Genomic DNA, 13,610 nt, shown 5'->3' with positions numbered 1-13,610 from the left:
GCGGGTCGAGGAACTAAAGGCGACCGGCGTGGACCTCATGGTCGGCTATCCCGCGCGGGGCATCGACTCGTTCCTCGACCGCTAAGTTTTTTCGCGGTCTTCGGCCGCGTTTCCGCTCGCCGCGAGCGTTGCCCGTTCGCCGCGACACCCAGTTACAAATACCGCGACTGCAATCACAGCGTCATGAGTCGACTTGCCGAAGAGACGACGACCACGGCCCGCGATGCGCTCGCGGACGTGGACGTTGCACTGCTCCCGACGGGAAGCGTCGAACAGCACGGCCCCGCCCTCCCGCTCGGTACGGATTTCATGGCGGCACAGGCCGTCGCGGGCACGCTCGGGGACCGCGAGAACGTCGTTCTCCTCCCGACGGTTCCGGTCGGAGTCAGCGAACACCATCGCCAGTTCGACGGCACCCTCTGGACCGACCCGGCGACGTTCGAGGACTACGTGACGGACATCGTGTCCAGCATCGCCAGCCACGGCGTGCAGAAGGTCGTCATCGTGAACGGTCACGGCGGTAACGACGGCGCGCTCCGGCGCGTCGCGCGCCGGGTCCGCCGCGAGGAAGTGGCCTACGCCGTTCCGTGGAACTGGTGGGGCGGAATCGGCGACGTGCTCGAAGACGAGTTCGGGATGGGAATCACGCACGCCGACGAGATAGAGACGAGCATGCTCCTCGAAGTCGCCGAGGAACTCGTCCGCGAGGCGGCGCTCGAAGCGGCCGAGGCGGGCGCGAACGACGCGTGGGGCGAGGACGTCCACGGCGCGAACGTCGGCTTCGACACGGCCGACTTCTCCGAGAGCGGCGTCGTCGGCCAGCCGACCAGGGGGTCGCGGGAGGCCGGTGCGCGACTGCTCGACGCATCGAGCGACGAACTCGCCGCGCTGGTCGAGTGGCTCGGTGAGCAGGATATCGACCACCTCTGGCCCGAGGACCACCGATGAACGTCGGTATCGTCGGCGGCGGTGCCGTCGGATTGACGGCCGCGCGGGACCTCGCTGTCCGCGGAGCCGACGTGACGCTGTTCGAGGCGGGGACGATTCCGAACGAGAGGGAGAGCACCGCCAGAGCGGCGGGCGTGCTCTACGACGCCTTCGCAGCCCCGGAGGACGCCCGCGTCGGTGCGCGCGCCATCGAACGCTTCCGCGAGTTCTCGGGCACCGGCGGGTTCGAGTTCGTGGAGACGCCCTACGTCTGGTTCGCACGCACGGGCGACGAGAAGCGCGCGGCGGCCATCCGCGAGCAGGTGCCCCGGATGCGCGAACACGGGCGGGACGTCGCGTTCATCCACGCGTCGGAACTCGAAGAGCGGTACCCGGCGCTGAACGCCGAGGACATCGGCGTCGCCGCCATCGCACGGAACACCGGGCGAACCGACCCCGGAAGCTACGCGCGGATGATGGCCGCGGAAGCCGAGAAGAACGGCGCGGAGATTCGAACCGAGACCGAGGTTCGCGTCCGACTCGACGGCACGGCGGCCGACGGGAAACCCCAAATCTTCCCGGACGGCGACCACGGCGAACCGTTCGACGCCATCGTCGTCGCGGCGGGCGCACACACGAAACGCGTGCTGGCGGAGGCGGGAATTCCCGTCGCGCTCAAACCCTACCGCGTGCAGGCGCTCACCTGTGAATTCGACGCCGACACGCCGATGCTGTACGACGCCACGGAGGGCTACTACCTTCGCCCGCATCCCGACGGTCTGCTCGCCGGTGACGGAACGGAGAAAGTCGAAAGCGACCCGACCGACTGGAAACACGCGAGCGATGCCGCGTTCGAAACGGCGATGCACGAACGCCTCGCCCATCGGCTCGATTTCGAGGCGGACGACCCGACCATCGAGCGAGCGTGGGCGGGCCTCTGCACCGCAACGCCCGACTACGACCCGCTGCTCGGGGAACTCCGACCGAACTGCTACGTCGCCGCTGGCTGGCAGGGCCACGGATTCATGCGTTCTCCCGCGCTCGGCGAAGCCATCGCGGAGGACGTGCTCGGCGAGGGCGGCATCCCGGAGTTCGATCCGAAGCGCTTCACCGGCGACGAGGAGTTCGAAATCGTGGAAGGAATGGCGGTCGACTGAGGAGTTCGAAATCGGAGAGGCGTCAAAAATGGAATCGTCGGGGACAGAGACGTCTCGAAAACGGAGACGCGTCGGAAACGGAGACGTATCGAAAGCCGCTCTTCACTCGGCTTTCGGCACCGTGACTTGGAGGGTTCCCGAGTCGGTCAGCGTCGCCGTCGCTTTTTTCGGGTCGACTTCGGCGTCCGCCGGGAGTTCGACCTGTCCGTCGAGGGACATCCCGCGGCCGGGGAACACCATGTCGAATCCCTCGTGGAAGTCGCGGAAGCGGTCGATTCGAACGAGGACGGAATCCCGGACGAACCGGACCTGCACGTCGCTGCCGGTCGCTCCCGCCGCGTCGAAGACGATGAGATAGGCGTCCTCGCTTTCGAGCAGGTCGGACGGAATCGGCCGGGATTCCTGTACTTTGCTCGCGGCGCGGCCGACTTTCGACGCGACGGCCGTCACGGTCGAGCGCCCGAGCTCGCGGAGCGTCATAGTTCGATTGCTTCGAGGCAGTCGGTTTCGCCACAGTACGGGCACTGGAAGTCGTTTACGCCGACGTCATCCGGCATGTCGTAGGTGTAGTGCATCTCGAACATGTCCAGTTCGCAGCCGTCGTCCGTGCATTTGACCTCAAGCGTCGCGGGCATACGCGACGATACGTCCCGGACGAAAATAAACGCGCGGACTTCGACCAGAATTTCCGTCGCCATGAACTGGGTTTGGTTCCGAGGTTACACCGACCGTTGCTACGGAGCAGACGTCAAAAGCCCCCACCCGCTACCGCACCGCAACCGCGACAACCACATCCTCCCCAGCCGATTCACTCCACTTCGTTCCGTTCATCCCTCGCGCGGCTTCACCGGGACGACGCGGCCGAAAGTGGCCGCGTCGTCCCGCCAGCGCGCGCCACAGTGGAACGGTAGAATGGGTCTCGTCGCGGTGTGTCGGTCGTCGTTTCGTGGCAACCGACGCGAGAAACCACCTCCGCGCTATCGTAGCGGGTAGTCACCGTTTTATCCGTCCGGTCGCAAAAGCGGGTATGACCGACCCCGCGACCCTCGACGTGACGCTCGTGGACGGCTACGTCGACGAACCGGCTCACTTCGGCGTGCCGCCGTACATCTCGACGTACCCGCGCTACACCGCCGGGGCGCTCGTGGATGCGGGGGTGCCGGAGGAACGGATCACGTACCACACCATCGACGAACTCCGGGAGGACAACGCGAAGTGGGCGGACGTGGCCGACGCCGACCTGTTCGTCTACATCGGCGGGATGACCGTTCCCGGCAAGTACGTCGGCGGGACACCCGCCGAACCGGACGAGGTGCGGAAGATGGCGTGGACCGCCGACGGGACCAGTTTGATGGGCGGTCCCGTGAAGTTCGGCGTCGGGGACGAGAACGCGGGCGGAACCCAAACGCAGCGCGACGACCTCGACTTCGATTTCGTGGCGAAGGGCGACGTGGAAGCCGCCGCCTTCGACCTCGTGGAAAGCGGCTTGGAGGGGTACGACAATCGGATGCGGGACAACGAGGAGGTGGACCGCTGGGCGGAAGCGGGCGCGTTCGTGGTCGAACAGCACCCCAACCATCCCGACTACCTCATCTGCGAGATGGAGACCTCGCGCGGGTGTCCCTACCGCTGCTCGTTCTGCACGGAACCGCTGTACGGCAACCCGTCGTTCCGCGAACCCCAGTCCGTCGTCGCGGAGGTGGACGGCCTCTCGAACCGCGGCGTCCGCCACTTCCGACTGGGGCGACAGGCCGACATCCTCGCCTATGGCGGGAACGGAGAGAAGCCGAACCCGGACGCGCTCCGCGAACTGTACGGCGGGATTCGTGAAGTCGCGCCGGACCTCGGGACGCTCCACCTCGACAACATGAATCCCATCACCGTCGTCGAGTGGCCCGAACTGTCCCGCGAGGGGATTCGCGTCATCGCCGAGCACAACACGCCCGGCGACACCGCCGCGTTCGGTCTCGAATCCGCGGACCCGGTGGTGCAGGAGCAGAACAACCTGAACGTCACCGCCGAGGAGTGTTTCGAGGCGGTGAAAATCGTCAACGAGGAGGCGGGATGGCGACCCGGAGAATCGCCCGACGACGCTCCGACGCACGGCCCGGACGCCGCGAATCGACTGCCGAAACTGCTCCCCGGAATCAACCTGCTTCACGGCCTGAAGGGTGAGCGAAAAGAGACGTTCGACCACAACCGCGAGTTCCTCCAGCGCGTCTACGACGAGGGGCTGATGCTCCGCCGGGTGAACATCCGGCAGGTCATGGCGTTCTCGGGCACGGAGATGAACTCGGTGGGGACGGACATCGCCGACGACCACAAGCGACTGTTCAAGCAGTACAAGAGCGAGGTCCGCGAGGAGATAGACAACCCGATGCTCCAGCGGGTCGCCCCGCCGGGGACCGTGCTGCCGAACGTCCACCTCGAATACCACAAGGACGGGCGAACCTTCGGACGTCAGTTGGGGACCTATCCGCTCTTGGTCGGGATTCCGGGCGAGCGCGAACTCGGCCGAACCATCGACGTGGCCGTCGTGGACCACGGCTATCGCTCCGTCACTGGTGTGCCGTACCCGCTGGACGTGAACAGCGCGACGATGGACGAACTCACCGCGATTCCCGGTCTCGGCAAACAGCGCGCCGGAAACGTCATCGTCAACCGCCCCTACGAGACGCCGGACGACCTCGCCGAGACGGTGGACGTGGACCTCAGCAAGTACGCAGGGGCGAGCGTCTCCAGAAACGCGGACTGACCGACGACGGTTCTCACAGCGACCGAGCGTCGGCGGCGAGCGAAGCGAGTCGCCGCGAGGGAGCGGTAGGCCGGTGAATCAAACACCAGAAATCGGCCGGTGAATCAACCACTAGCGACCAGCGGTTCCACCGCGAGTGAGGAACGAACGAGCGGGCCGCCGCTTGAATGGCGCATAGAAGAGCTTCGCTCTTCCAATGTAAAATGAAAGCGGCGTGCTTTTGGTCGAGCTTTTACAGGGAATGCGAGGGAGCGAAGCTCCCTCGTTCCTTCACGGCTTCGCCGTGCAGGAGACGGTTCGTCGCGGGTCGAATCGACCCGCGACGAGCCTTCGACCGTCGTAAAAGGTCGTTTTAGAACTCTTCTTCGATGATCTCGCCGACGGCGAAGTTCGACTTGACTTCCGTGATTTCGACCTTTACGCGCTCGCCGATTTCCGCGCCGGGGACGATGATGACGTAGCCCCGCTCGACGCGGGCGATACCGTCGCCCTGCTTGCCGATGTCCTCGACTTCGACGTAGCGGATTTCTCCGGCCTCGACGGGTGGCTGTGGTTCCGACGAGACGGAGCCGGTGCTAGTGTTGGTGCTCGATTGTGTTGTCGTCGTCGCTGTTTGCTCGTCGTCCGATTCTTCTTCCGTCTCCCGCGAGATAAGCGCGACACGGTAGGTTTCTCCCGGTTCGACTGAACCCGTGTCGATTTCACGTCGTGGAACTGAGACGACATACTCGTCGCCTTTGAGAGTAACATCAGCGCTGAACAGACACAGGAGCTTGTCAGAGATTTCCAAGGGTCGTAGACCTCCACATGAATCCAAGTAGTCAACCATTATAGAATTATCGAACACCAGCTTTTTCTGCAGTCGGGAGCCGAATCCGACGCGAACAGCGTCGGATTCGGCCTTCCTCCTTGAAAAAGCTGGACCAAAAGCCGTCGTCACCTCCGTCCGTCGTGCCAAGGGCACTCCGTTGGAGGTTCCTCGGCCCGGAAAATCGGAGATTTTCCGGAGGGGTTGCTAGCTTCCACGGTTGTGTCACCGGCCGGTTTCTGGCGGCTGTATCACCGGCCTATCGCTCGCGGCGGCGCTCACTTCGTTCGCGCCTGCCGCTCGCTGTCGGAGGGTGTCGTCTTCTTGGGGCTGTCCTCAGCTTTCGTACGCTGTTCCGTCGGGGTTCTTCGCGCCTTCCGAGTCGTGAACGACGATTTCGCCCGGGTCGGGGTTCGCGGGGTCGTAGTTGTCGCGCACGCCGATTGCCTCTTCGAGTTCGCGGACGGCACGTTCCTTGAGCGCCGTCGCGAGTTCTTCGGCGTGTTCCCTGTCGATGTCGCGGCCGAGGCCCTCGCACTCGTGGGCGCGGACGACTCCCGACTCGTCCACGGGGTCGCCCATCGGCTGGCTCGTCCCGCCGAGCGCCACGCTGAAGGGGTACGTCTGGCAGATGAGCGGTCGGTCGGGGTGGACCGAACACGCTCCGATTCCGTCCTCGTAAAACCGACAGTCGCCGCAGTCGTCGGTCTGGAGCGCCCACTCGAACGTCTCGCCGCCGTCCTCGGTCAGACCGAAGGGCATGGGTCGGGCCACGTCTCGAAAGTCGTACTCGGTCGTCTCCTGCAACTCGTGCACTTCGTCGGGGAAGACGGTCGCAGTGTGCGGGTCGTCCGCTTCGCTCGTACAGCAGGCACCACAGCGCGTGCACTCGAACCCGATGTCCTCGATTGCGTCCGCGAGGTCGGTTACGTCGAGCGACTTCGCTCGTTCCAGTTCGGCTTCGAGAGTTTCCACGGCGGATGGTTCGCGTGCGGAGGGAAAACGGTTGTGGGATTTTTCTTTCACGTCGAACGAGCGCGTTCGCCATCCCACGTGACGTCCCCTTCGACGGCCAACTTTTCGAGGTGGGCCGCCACGGTTTTCTCCGCGAACTCCTTGACGGCGCTGATGTCCTTGTCGTAGGCGGCGTCCGTCACCGAAGGAAGCGACCGGGCACCGCTTCGAACCGCGTCGAGCACGCGCTCTTCGCGGTGCAGTCGGTGGTCGATGAGTCGTCGAATCGTCCGTCGCGGGTTCTCGATGGCGGGGCCGTGGCCCGGATGGAGAACCGCGGGATTCCGCGCGTACAGTCGCCGGAGCGAGGTCAGGTAGGCGCGCAAGTCGCCCTCCCCGGCGGCGACCACGACGCTCCCGTCCGCGACGGCGAGGTCACCTGCGACGATTTCGCGGTCCGTGGCGAACGCAACGTGGTCGGGGGCGTGTCCAGGCGTTTCGATGACGGTCAGCGGGCCGACGCTCGTCCCCTCGCGGAACGTTCGGTCCGGGGCGACGCCCGTGGCGCGCTCGAAGCGCTCCTCGCGGCCCTGTCGCGCCCAGACGGTCGCATCGCAGGCGTCGGCGTAATGCGCGACGCCGCCCACGTGGTCGGGATGGGTGTGCGTGAGGACGACGTGTTCGACGCCATCGACCGCCCGGTCGAGTTCGGCCGTCCGTCCCGCCGGGTCGATGAGAACGGTATCGACGACGTAGGCGTTCGTCTCCCCGTGCGGGGCCAGCGTCTCGGTGGGGACGGTGATAGCGTTCACGTCCGTGGCGAGGAACGCCAGCGGCAAAAGTCGTTCGTGGTCACGAGGGGGGGGGAAGACGACGGGAAAAAGGTCCGAAAACCGATGGCGAGAAAACCGGGAGGCAGGAGGTGGGAAGCGAACGGATCAGTTGTTCAGGAGGTAAACTTGCTTCCGCGCGTCGCGGAAACTGTGACGCGAGACGATGAGGTCTTGCTCTTCGAGTCGGGTCAGCGCGTAGCGGACGGTCCGGTCGGGGAGAAGGGATTCTTCGGCGAGTTCGCCTTGCGTCAGCGGTTCTTCGGTCTCCAGAACCTTGGCGACGAGTTTGGCGCTGGGGGGGAGTTCGCGGAGTCGTTCACGGAAATCGCGCGCTGGTTCTGCTACAGTCGTGCTCATGTATATCATGCGACCACGGCATGGTGGTAAACGTTGGCTATAGGTGTGTTCATACAATATCCACACCTTAAACGTCATAATATCACATTTAGTCAGAGTGATACGTCGGGGGGAAGGTACAGGATTCTTCCCGACGTGAACCCGCTATGGAATCGATACCCGAGGAGTTTCGAGACTTGTTCGAGCGAAAAACGTTCGCCAACTTCGCGACCGTCATGCCGGACGGAACGCCGCAGGTGACGCCCGTTTGGGTCGGCTACGACGGCGACCACCTCCTCGTGAACACCGCCGAAGGTCGCCAGAAGGAGCGAAACGTACAGCGAAACCCGAAGGTCGGCCTTTCCATCATCGACCCGGACGACCCGTACCGGTTCGTCTCGGTTCGTGGCGAAGTCGAGGAGGTCACCGAGGACGGCGCGGTAGACCACATCAACGAACTCACCCGACGGTACATGGACCGCGATGAGTACCCGAACCTCGGTGAAGAGGACGGTCCGCGAGTCATCATTCGGATTCGTCCCGACCGCGTGGTCACGGGGGGATGAACCGACGGGCGGATAGGTCGGTACACGGAGGGACCGACGAGCGAATCGGCCGACGCGCGACGAGCGGTTACCGTCGTCGGTCGGTTTTCGGCGGTCCGCTGTGGCGGTTGTACTGTCCGAGGACGCACCCGCAGTCCGGGCAGTGAACGACGATGACTCTCTCGTATTCGTGACGAACGAGGTCGTCCGCGGTAAACTCGCCGTCACAGTGGTTACAGGTCGGCATTCGAAACCCCGCATAGGGTACGCGCCGGACGTGCAAAGGCGTTCCCCCGTCCGTCTATCCACTTCCAGTACCGTTTTATCCCTCGGGTGAGGTTCTTCGGACGAAGAAAGTGTGAAGGGACAGGAGTGGTATCAGGCTACGGAGGTGGCCGAGGAATACGAAGAGAAGCGATTCTCCCGTGGCGGTAGACTCATCGACCGCCGCGAGAAGCAAGCCGTCCTCGACGCTATCGGTCCGGTCGAGGGAAAACGCGTTCTCGAAATAGCCTGCGGAACCGGCCGGTTTACCGTCATGCTCGCCGAGCGTGGCGCGGACATCGTTGGACTCGACATTTCGGCCGCGATGCTCCAACAGGGTCGTCACAAGGCTCGGAACGCCGGTGTCGCGGACCATCTGGAGTTCATGCGCGGCGACGCCGCTCGTCTTCCGTTCCCGGACGACCACTTCGACACCGTGTTCGCCATGCGGTTTTTCCACCTCGCGAACACGCCGGCCTCGTTCCTGAGCGAGATGCGTCGCGTTTCGAAGGATCAGGTCTTCTTCGATACGTTCGCCGGGCCGAGCACGCGAAGCCTCTACAACTGGTTGCTGCCGATGGGGTCGCGGTTGTACTCGCTCGAGGACGTCCAGAAGCTCCTCGGGGAGACAGGTCTGTCGCTGGTCGATTCCGACCACGACTGGGTACTCCCCTACGGCTTCTACCGAAAAATTCCCGACGTGGTGGCGTCGCGTATCCGGGATATGGACACCGCTATCGGTGACACGATGATCGGTGACCAACTCGCGTCCGTCTCCTACTGGAACACGAGCGTCGAGTGAGTCGGACGCGTGCCGAATTGCTTTTACGTACTCGGTATCTGAAAAGCGGATATGGACTTGTCCGTGGTGGTCCCGACGCTCAACGGTCGCGAACCCTTGAGCGACGCACTCGATGCCGTTACTCGATACGCACCCGATGCCGAGGTCGTCGTGGTCAACGGGCCCTCCGCGGACGGCACGTCCGGTATGGTCTGTAACCGCTCCGACGTGAGTGCGCTCGTCGAGATTTCCGACCGAAATTTGAACGTCGCGCGGAACGCCGGACTCGCCGAGGCGAGCGGCGAAATCGTCGCGTTCATCGGGCAGGAAGTGACCGTCGAAGCCTCGTGGTACGACGGCATTAGGGACGAAATCGCGGACGGCGCGGACGTGGTAACAGGGCCGGTGCATCGAATGGTTCGGGCGGGAATGACCACCGAGACGGTCGAAACGCGGACGATAGCCGGACGCGACGTGACCTACTTTTCGGGCGAGAACGTGGCGTTCACCCGCGACGGCATCGAAGCGGTCGACGGCTTCGACGAGAACTTGGAAACCGGCGGCGCGCGCGATTGCGCCCATCGGCTCGCGGGACAGGAGCGGTCGATAACGTGGTCGCCCGACGTGGCCGTGTGCCGCGACGAGACCGACGAGAAGGGCGTCGAACGCGACTGGTGCACGAAATACCGCTCGCTCTCCTATCGTCTGGTGAAAAACTACGGCCCGCGGCTGACGGTGTTCAGGCGAACCTTCCACGACGCCATCCGTGACGCGCGAACCGCCGGGGTGGAGGTCGCCTCGGGCGAGACGAAACCATCCCTCTGGGCTGGTTGCGGCAAAGAAGTGGTCAAAGGAATCGCTGGTGGGACCAAAGACGGGTTCCTCGGACGGTTTCGTGACAGGAGCGAGGCGCGCAACCCCGCCGGACTCTCCTCGCGCGCCGACCGCGCCGTCGAACGCTACGACTGGCGCAACGTGGAACCAGAGGTCGAGTGACCGTCGCTACTCGTCGTACTCCGGTGCGAGGGCTTCGACGACGCGCGAGGGATTCTTGGTGAACACTTTTCGCATCGCGTCCTCGGGCACGTCGAGGGTGAGGATTTCCATCACGGCGACGTTCGGGTGGGCGTTCGGGGCACCGCTTCCGAACAGCACGCGGTCGGGGTGTTCCATGATGGCCCGCTCCATCTGCTCGCGGTAGCGGACGAAACTGGTGTCGAGATAGCAACTGTCGTAGGAGTCCAGCAGGTCGATGGCGTCCGCCATGAGGTCGCGGTTCAGCGGAAATCCGCCGAAGTGCGAGAGGATGACGGGAAAGGAACGGTCGAGCAGGGTGTCGGCCGCAGTTTCGGGGGAGAAACCTTCGCCCGCGTGGACGAGGACGGGAAGGTTCACGTCCTCCAGTCGGGAGAGCACGTCGTCGTCCGGCAGTCCGTCGCGCGTCGGGTCGAGTTTGAACCCGTGAAAACGGTCGTCGTAGGCGTACTGCTCGATGTCGTCGGAAGAGGTGTGCCAGTCCTTCCGGCGCGACCTGAAGTTTCTGAGTCGTGCCGTGGCGCTCCCCTCGGGGTCGTGCGGGCCGTTGATTCGCGCGAAGGCGAAAAACGGGCGCTCGACGCTCCGTCGGGCGACGGCGTTGTTCGCCCGGAGGTAGCTGTTTCCCTCCTGTGGCCCGGGAAACACGACCGCACTGACGACGCCCGCTTGGTGGAGTTCGCGCTCCAGTTTGTCGGGCGAGATGGCTCGTCCCCGCGCCGTCACGGACTCCTCGACGGGAAGCCGCGCGTGAACGTCCACCACACGAAACCGGTGCTCCAGTTCCAGCATCTGAAAATTTCTCGATGAGGGTCGGGCATGTATCTATCGGTCGATGGCCGCAACCGCGTCCCGTCCGGCGAACGGAGTGAAAAGATTTATATAGAATATCAATCATTCGTTATACGTATGTCAGAATCAGGCTTTGGACAGCGACGCATGGGCGGCCGACCGATGTTCATCCTCAGCGAGGGGACGGAACGGACGCAGGGTCGTGACGCTCAGTCCTCCAACATCTCCGCCGGTAAAGCGGTCAGCGAGGCCGTACGAACCACACTCGGCCCGCGCGGGATGGACAAGATGCTCGTCTCGGACGACGGCGACGTGGTCATCACGAACGACGGGGTAACGATTCTCGACTCGATGGACATCGAGCACCCCGCCGCCCAGATGATCGTCGAAGTCTCCCAGACGCAGGAGGACGAAGTTGGCGACGGGACGACCACGGCGGCGGTGCTCGCCGGGGAACTCCTCGCAAAAGCCGAGAACCTGCTCGAACAGGACGTGCACGCGACGACCATCGTGGAAGGTTACGCTCGCGCCCGCGACATCGCGCTCGAAGCCGTGGACGACCTCGCGCTCGACGTCGATATCGACGACGACCTCCTGCAACAGGTCGCCGAATCCAGCATGACGGGTAAGGGAACCGGCGACATCACGACCGAGCGCCTCGCCAAAGTCGTCGTCAACGCTGTCCGCGGCGTCGAAGGCGACGAGGGAATCGACCGCGACGAGATTCGCGTCCTCACCCAAACCGGGTCGAGTTCCAGCGCCACGGAACTCATCGAGGGCATCGTCACCGACGCGGAACCCGCACACAAGAACATGCCGCGCTCGGTCGAGGACGCGACCATCCTCGCCACCGACGGCTCCTTCGGTGTCCGCGAAACCGAAATCGACGCCGAGTACTCGGTCGATAACGTCGAGCAACTCACCGCCGCGATGGACGCGGAAAACGACCAACTCCGCGAACTCGCAGACGCCATCGCCGACACCGGCGTCGATGTCGTCTTCTCGCACTCGTCCATCGAGGACCGCACCGCGGCGTACCTCGCCGAACACGGCATCCTCGCCTTCGAGGACGTGGACGACGACATGACGAGCGCCATCGCCAAGTCCACCGGTGGCAAGCGTACTGGCAAGCCGGACGACGTCGACGACGACGAACTCGGCCACGCCGACTCCATCCGCGTCGAAAAGCACGGCGACGAGGACCTCGTGTTCATCGAGGGTGCCGACGAGGCACAGTCCGTCACCGTCTTCGTCCGCGGCGGCACGGAACACGTCGTCGACGAACTGGAGCGCGCTATCGAGGACGCACTCGACGTCGTGTCCTCCGCCGTCGAAACCGAGAACGTCGTTCCCGGCGCTGGCGCGATCGAAACCAGCATCGCGGGCCGCGTCCGCGACGAGGCCGCGGGCATCGAGGGCCGCCAGCAGCTCGCCGTCGAGGCGTTCGCCGACGCCATCGAAGTCCTCCCGCGAACCCTCGCGGAGAACACCGGCATGGACCCCATCGACGCGCTCGTGGACCTCCGCGCCGCGAACGACGACGAGGAAGGCAGCGCGGGCATCATCTCCTCGGGCGAGACCGGGAAAATCGCGAACCCCGTCGAGGAAGGCGTCATCGACCCCGCCGCCGTCAAGGGTGAGGCCGTCGAGAGCGCCACCGAGTCCGCGACGATGATCGTCCGCATCGACGACGTTATCGCCGCCGAATAAGCGCGGTTTCCCCCTCGACTTTCGATTCTTTTGGACCCCCGTCCGTCTCGACTCGTTCCGACCCGTTGCGACCGGAAGTAGCAAGTCCTAACCCCGACCGGTGTCAATTACCGCCGATGAGCGACCGCATCATCTCCAGCCGCCCTATCTTCCTCGCCACCGCGGTAACCGTCGTGCTCGCCGCCGGGGGGATCGGACTCACGGTCGGTGCGACCGGACAGAACCGCGGAAAGACGCTCTCGCTGTTCGGCCTCTCGCTGTTCGACATGAGTCCCGTCTCCATGGCCCTGTTCGGAATGGCGCTCACGACCGTCGTCCTCGTCCTGCTGTTCGCGCTCGTTTCGTTCGCCTCGCGCTTCGACAGCAACAGCGTGGCGTGAACGGACGGCGGACGCGAGCGAGGTGATTTGCGCGACGTGACGTGAGACGGAAACCGTTTTTTCCCGTCGAAGGAGTTCCGTTCGGTATGGCAACCGGAACCCGTTCGCGCACGTCGAAAAAAGGAGCCACGACCGGTGACCTGCTCGCCGTCGCGGCCACGATTCTGCTGGCGAACGTGCCGACGCTCTTCGCGTTCTACGTCATCCTCGACACGTACGACCCGCTGACGACCGACCTCTCGTTCGTTCAGTACGTCACGACGACGATGAGCGGCGCGGTCATCTTCGCCGTCCTCTGGACGGGCATCGTCTTCTTCGCCTACGGGCCGTCGC

The 13,610-nt window shown here is 64.4% G+C and carries 17 protein-coding genes and 1 pseudogene; 9 read left to right on the top strand and 9 right to left on the bottom strand.

All coding sequences use genetic code 11. The features are described from left to right. Window positions 1–183 precede the first annotated feature (183 nt). Entirely contained in the window at window positions 184–948 is a 765-nt protein-coding gene (locus BG842_RS17705; RefSeq protein ID WP_069451806.1) for a creatininase family protein, read from the top strand. Further along, window positions 945–2,084 carry an FAD-binding oxidoreductase gene (locus BG842_RS17700; RefSeq protein WP_069451805.1) on the top strand — a complete coding sequence of 380 codons (1,140 nt, stop codon included), beginning with the start codon at window positions 945–947 and terminating at the stop codon, window positions 2,082–2,084. The genes BG842_RS17705 and BG842_RS17700 overlap by 4 nt, the downstream gene beginning before the upstream one ends. A 105-nt stretch (window positions 2,085–2,189) precedes the next feature. Here the strand turns inward: BG842_RS17700 and BG842_RS17695 are convergent. The 3 genes and pseudogenes from BG842_RS17695 to BG842_RS32575 form a co-directional block, all read right to left on the bottom strand. Then, window positions 2,190–2,564: pseudogene (locus BG842_RS17695) on the bottom strand (Hsp20/alpha crystallin family protein); the annotation flags it as partial. After that, entirely contained in the window at window positions 2,561–2,719 is a 159-nt protein-coding gene (locus tag BG842_RS17690) for a hypothetical protein (RefSeq protein WP_007981673.1), read from the bottom strand. The pseudogene BG842_RS17695 and the gene BG842_RS17690, both read right to left, overlap by 4 nt. A 192-nt stretch (window positions 2,720–2,911) precedes the next feature. After that, window positions 2,912–3,037 (bottom strand): hypothetical protein, encoded by a 126-nt coding sequence (locus tag BG842_RS32575; RefSeq protein WP_256388547.1) that lies wholly within the window; start codon window positions 3,035–3,037, stop codon window positions 2,912–2,914. Between the two features lie 74 nt (window positions 3,038–3,111). Here BG842_RS32575 and BG842_RS17685 point away from each other — a divergent pair, with 74 nt between their 5' ends. Further along, entirely contained in the window at window positions 3,112–4,839 is a 1,728-nt protein-coding gene (locus BG842_RS17685; RefSeq protein ID WP_069451802.1) for a radical SAM protein, read from the top strand. Between the two features lie 352 nt (window positions 4,840–5,191). Here the strand turns inward: BG842_RS17685 and BG842_RS17680 are convergent, their stop codons facing one another. The 4 genes from BG842_RS17680 to BG842_RS17665 all read right to left on the bottom strand — a co-directional run bounded on the left by BG842_RS17680 (window position 5,192) and on the right by BG842_RS17665 (window position 7,791). Further along, window positions 5,192–5,629, bottom strand: a complete 438-nt coding sequence (locus BG842_RS17680) for a TRAM domain-containing protein (RefSeq protein WP_069451801.1) — start codon at window positions 5,627–5,629, stop codon at window positions 5,192–5,194. 354 nt (window positions 5,630–5,983) lie between these two features. Next, the gene (locus BG842_RS17675) at window positions 5,984–6,622 is read right to left on the bottom strand and encodes a YkgJ family cysteine cluster protein (protein WP_069451807.1); all 639 of its coding nucleotides are present in this window, start codon (window positions 6,620–6,622) and stop codon (window positions 5,984–5,986) included. Window positions 6,623–6,669: 47 nt separating this feature from the next. After that, a complete protein-coding gene (locus BG842_RS17670; RefSeq protein WP_069451800.1) occupies window positions 6,670–7,440 on the bottom strand; it encodes an MBL fold metallo-hydrolase in 771 nt (256 codons plus the stop codon). Window positions 7,441–7,539: 99 nt separating this feature from the next. Continuing rightward, complete coding sequence (locus BG842_RS17665; RefSeq protein ID WP_026177889.1) at window positions 7,540–7,791, bottom strand: helix-turn-helix domain-containing protein; 252 nt, start codon at window positions 7,789–7,791, stop codon at window positions 7,540–7,542. A gap of 146 nt (window positions 7,792–7,937) precedes the next feature. Between BG842_RS17665 and BG842_RS17660 the strand changes: the two genes are divergently transcribed. Next, a complete protein-coding gene (locus BG842_RS17660) occupies window positions 7,938–8,336 on the top strand; it encodes a PPOX class F420-dependent oxidoreductase (RefSeq protein ID WP_007981659.1) in 399 nt (132 codons plus the stop codon). Window positions 8,337–8,403: 67 nt separating this feature from the next. Here BG842_RS17660 and BG842_RS30070 read toward each other — a convergent pair whose 3' ends face one another. Beyond that, window positions 8,404–8,562 carry a hypothetical protein gene (locus tag BG842_RS30070; RefSeq protein ID WP_007981657.1) on the bottom strand — a complete coding sequence of 53 codons (159 nt, stop codon included), beginning with the start codon at window positions 8,560–8,562 and terminating at the stop codon, window positions 8,404–8,406. 111 nt (window positions 8,563–8,673) lie between these two features. Here BG842_RS30070 and BG842_RS17655 point away from each other — a divergent pair, with 111 nt between their 5' ends. Both BG842_RS17655 and BG842_RS17650 read left to right on the top strand, forming a co-directional pair. After that, window positions 8,674–9,381, top strand: coding sequence for a class I SAM-dependent methyltransferase (locus BG842_RS17655; RefSeq protein WP_007981656.1), 708 nt, complete (start codon window positions 8,674–8,676; stop codon window positions 9,379–9,381). A 51-nt stretch (window positions 9,382–9,432) separates the two neighbouring features. Next, window positions 9,433–10,356 carry a glycosyltransferase family 2 protein gene (locus BG842_RS17650; RefSeq protein WP_069451799.1) on the top strand — a complete coding sequence of 308 codons (924 nt, stop codon included), beginning with the start codon at window positions 9,433–9,435 and terminating at the stop codon, window positions 10,354–10,356. Between the two features lie 6 nt (window positions 10,357–10,362). On the opposite strand, the gene BG842_RS17645 is transcribed toward BG842_RS17650, so the two are convergent. Beyond that, the gene (locus BG842_RS17645; protein WP_069451798.1) at window positions 10,363–11,187 is read right to left on the bottom strand and encodes an amidohydrolase family protein; all 825 of its coding nucleotides are present in this window, start codon (window positions 11,185–11,187) and stop codon (window positions 10,363–10,365) included. Between the two features lie 147 nt (window positions 11,188–11,334). Here BG842_RS17645 and thsA point away from each other — a divergent pair, with 147 nt between their 5' ends. The 3 genes from thsA to BG842_RS17630 all read left to right on the top strand — a co-directional run. Continuing rightward, window positions 11,335–12,897, top strand: coding sequence for a thermosome subunit alpha (thsA, locus tag BG842_RS17640; RefSeq protein WP_069451797.1), 1,563 nt, complete (start codon window positions 11,335–11,337; stop codon window positions 12,895–12,897). A 116-nt stretch (window positions 12,898–13,013) separates the two neighbouring features. Then, window positions 13,014–13,277, top strand: coding sequence for a hypothetical protein (locus tag BG842_RS17635; RefSeq protein ID WP_069449487.1), 264 nt, complete (start codon window positions 13,014–13,016; stop codon window positions 13,275–13,277). Window positions 13,278–13,363: 86 nt separating this feature from the next. Further along, window positions 13,364–13,610 (top strand): hypothetical protein (locus BG842_RS17630; protein ID WP_069451796.1); only part of this gene is annotated, 247 nt, incomplete at its 3' end.

Source organism: Haladaptatus sp. W1 (genome assembly GCF_001723155.1).
GTDB lineage: Archaea > Halobacteriota > Halobacteria > Halobacteriales > Haladaptataceae > Haladaptatus > Haladaptatus paucihalophilus.
Note: the sequence above shows the minus strand (reverse complement) of the source record. Positions and strands in the feature narration are given on the sequence as shown.

Coding starts and splice junctions, on each gene's coding strand:
- BG842_RS17690 (WP_007981673.1), bottom strand. CDS start 2,719: ATGCCCGCGACGCTTGAGGTCAAATGCACGGACGACGGCTGCGAACTG.
- BG842_RS17705 (WP_069451806.1), top strand. CDS start 184: ATGAGTCGACTTGCCGAAGAGACGACGACCACGGCCCGCGATGCGCTC.
- BG842_RS17660 (WP_007981659.1), top strand. CDS start 7,938: ATGGAATCGATACCCGAGGAGTTTCGAGACTTGTTCGAGCGAAAAACG.
- BG842_RS17650 (WP_069451799.1), top strand. CDS start 9,433: ATGGACTTGTCCGTGGTGGTCCCGACGCTCAACGGTCGCGAACCCTTG.
- BG842_RS17685 (WP_069451802.1), top strand. CDS start 3,112: ATGACCGACCCCGCGACCCTCGACGTGACGCTCGTGGACGGCTACGTC.
- thsA (WP_069451797.1), top strand. CDS start 11,335: ATGGGCGGCCGACCGATGTTCATCCTCAGCGAGGGGACGGAACGGACG.
- BG842_RS17645 (WP_069451798.1), bottom strand. CDS start 11,187: ATGCTGGAACTGGAGCACCGGTTTCGTGTGGTGGACGTTCACGCGCGG.
- BG842_RS17635 (WP_069449487.1), top strand. CDS start 13,014: ATGAGCGACCGCATCATCTCCAGCCGCCCTATCTTCCTCGCCACCGCG.
- BG842_RS17665 (WP_026177889.1), bottom strand. CDS start 7,791: ATGAGCACGACTGTAGCAGAACCAGCGCGCGATTTCCGTGAACGACTC.
- BG842_RS30070 (WP_007981657.1), bottom strand. CDS start 8,562: ATGCCGACCTGTAACCACTGTGACGGCGAGTTTACCGCGGACGACCTC.
- BG842_RS17700 (WP_069451805.1), top strand. CDS start 945: ATGAACGTCGGTATCGTCGGCGGCGGTGCCGTCGGATTGACGGCCGCG.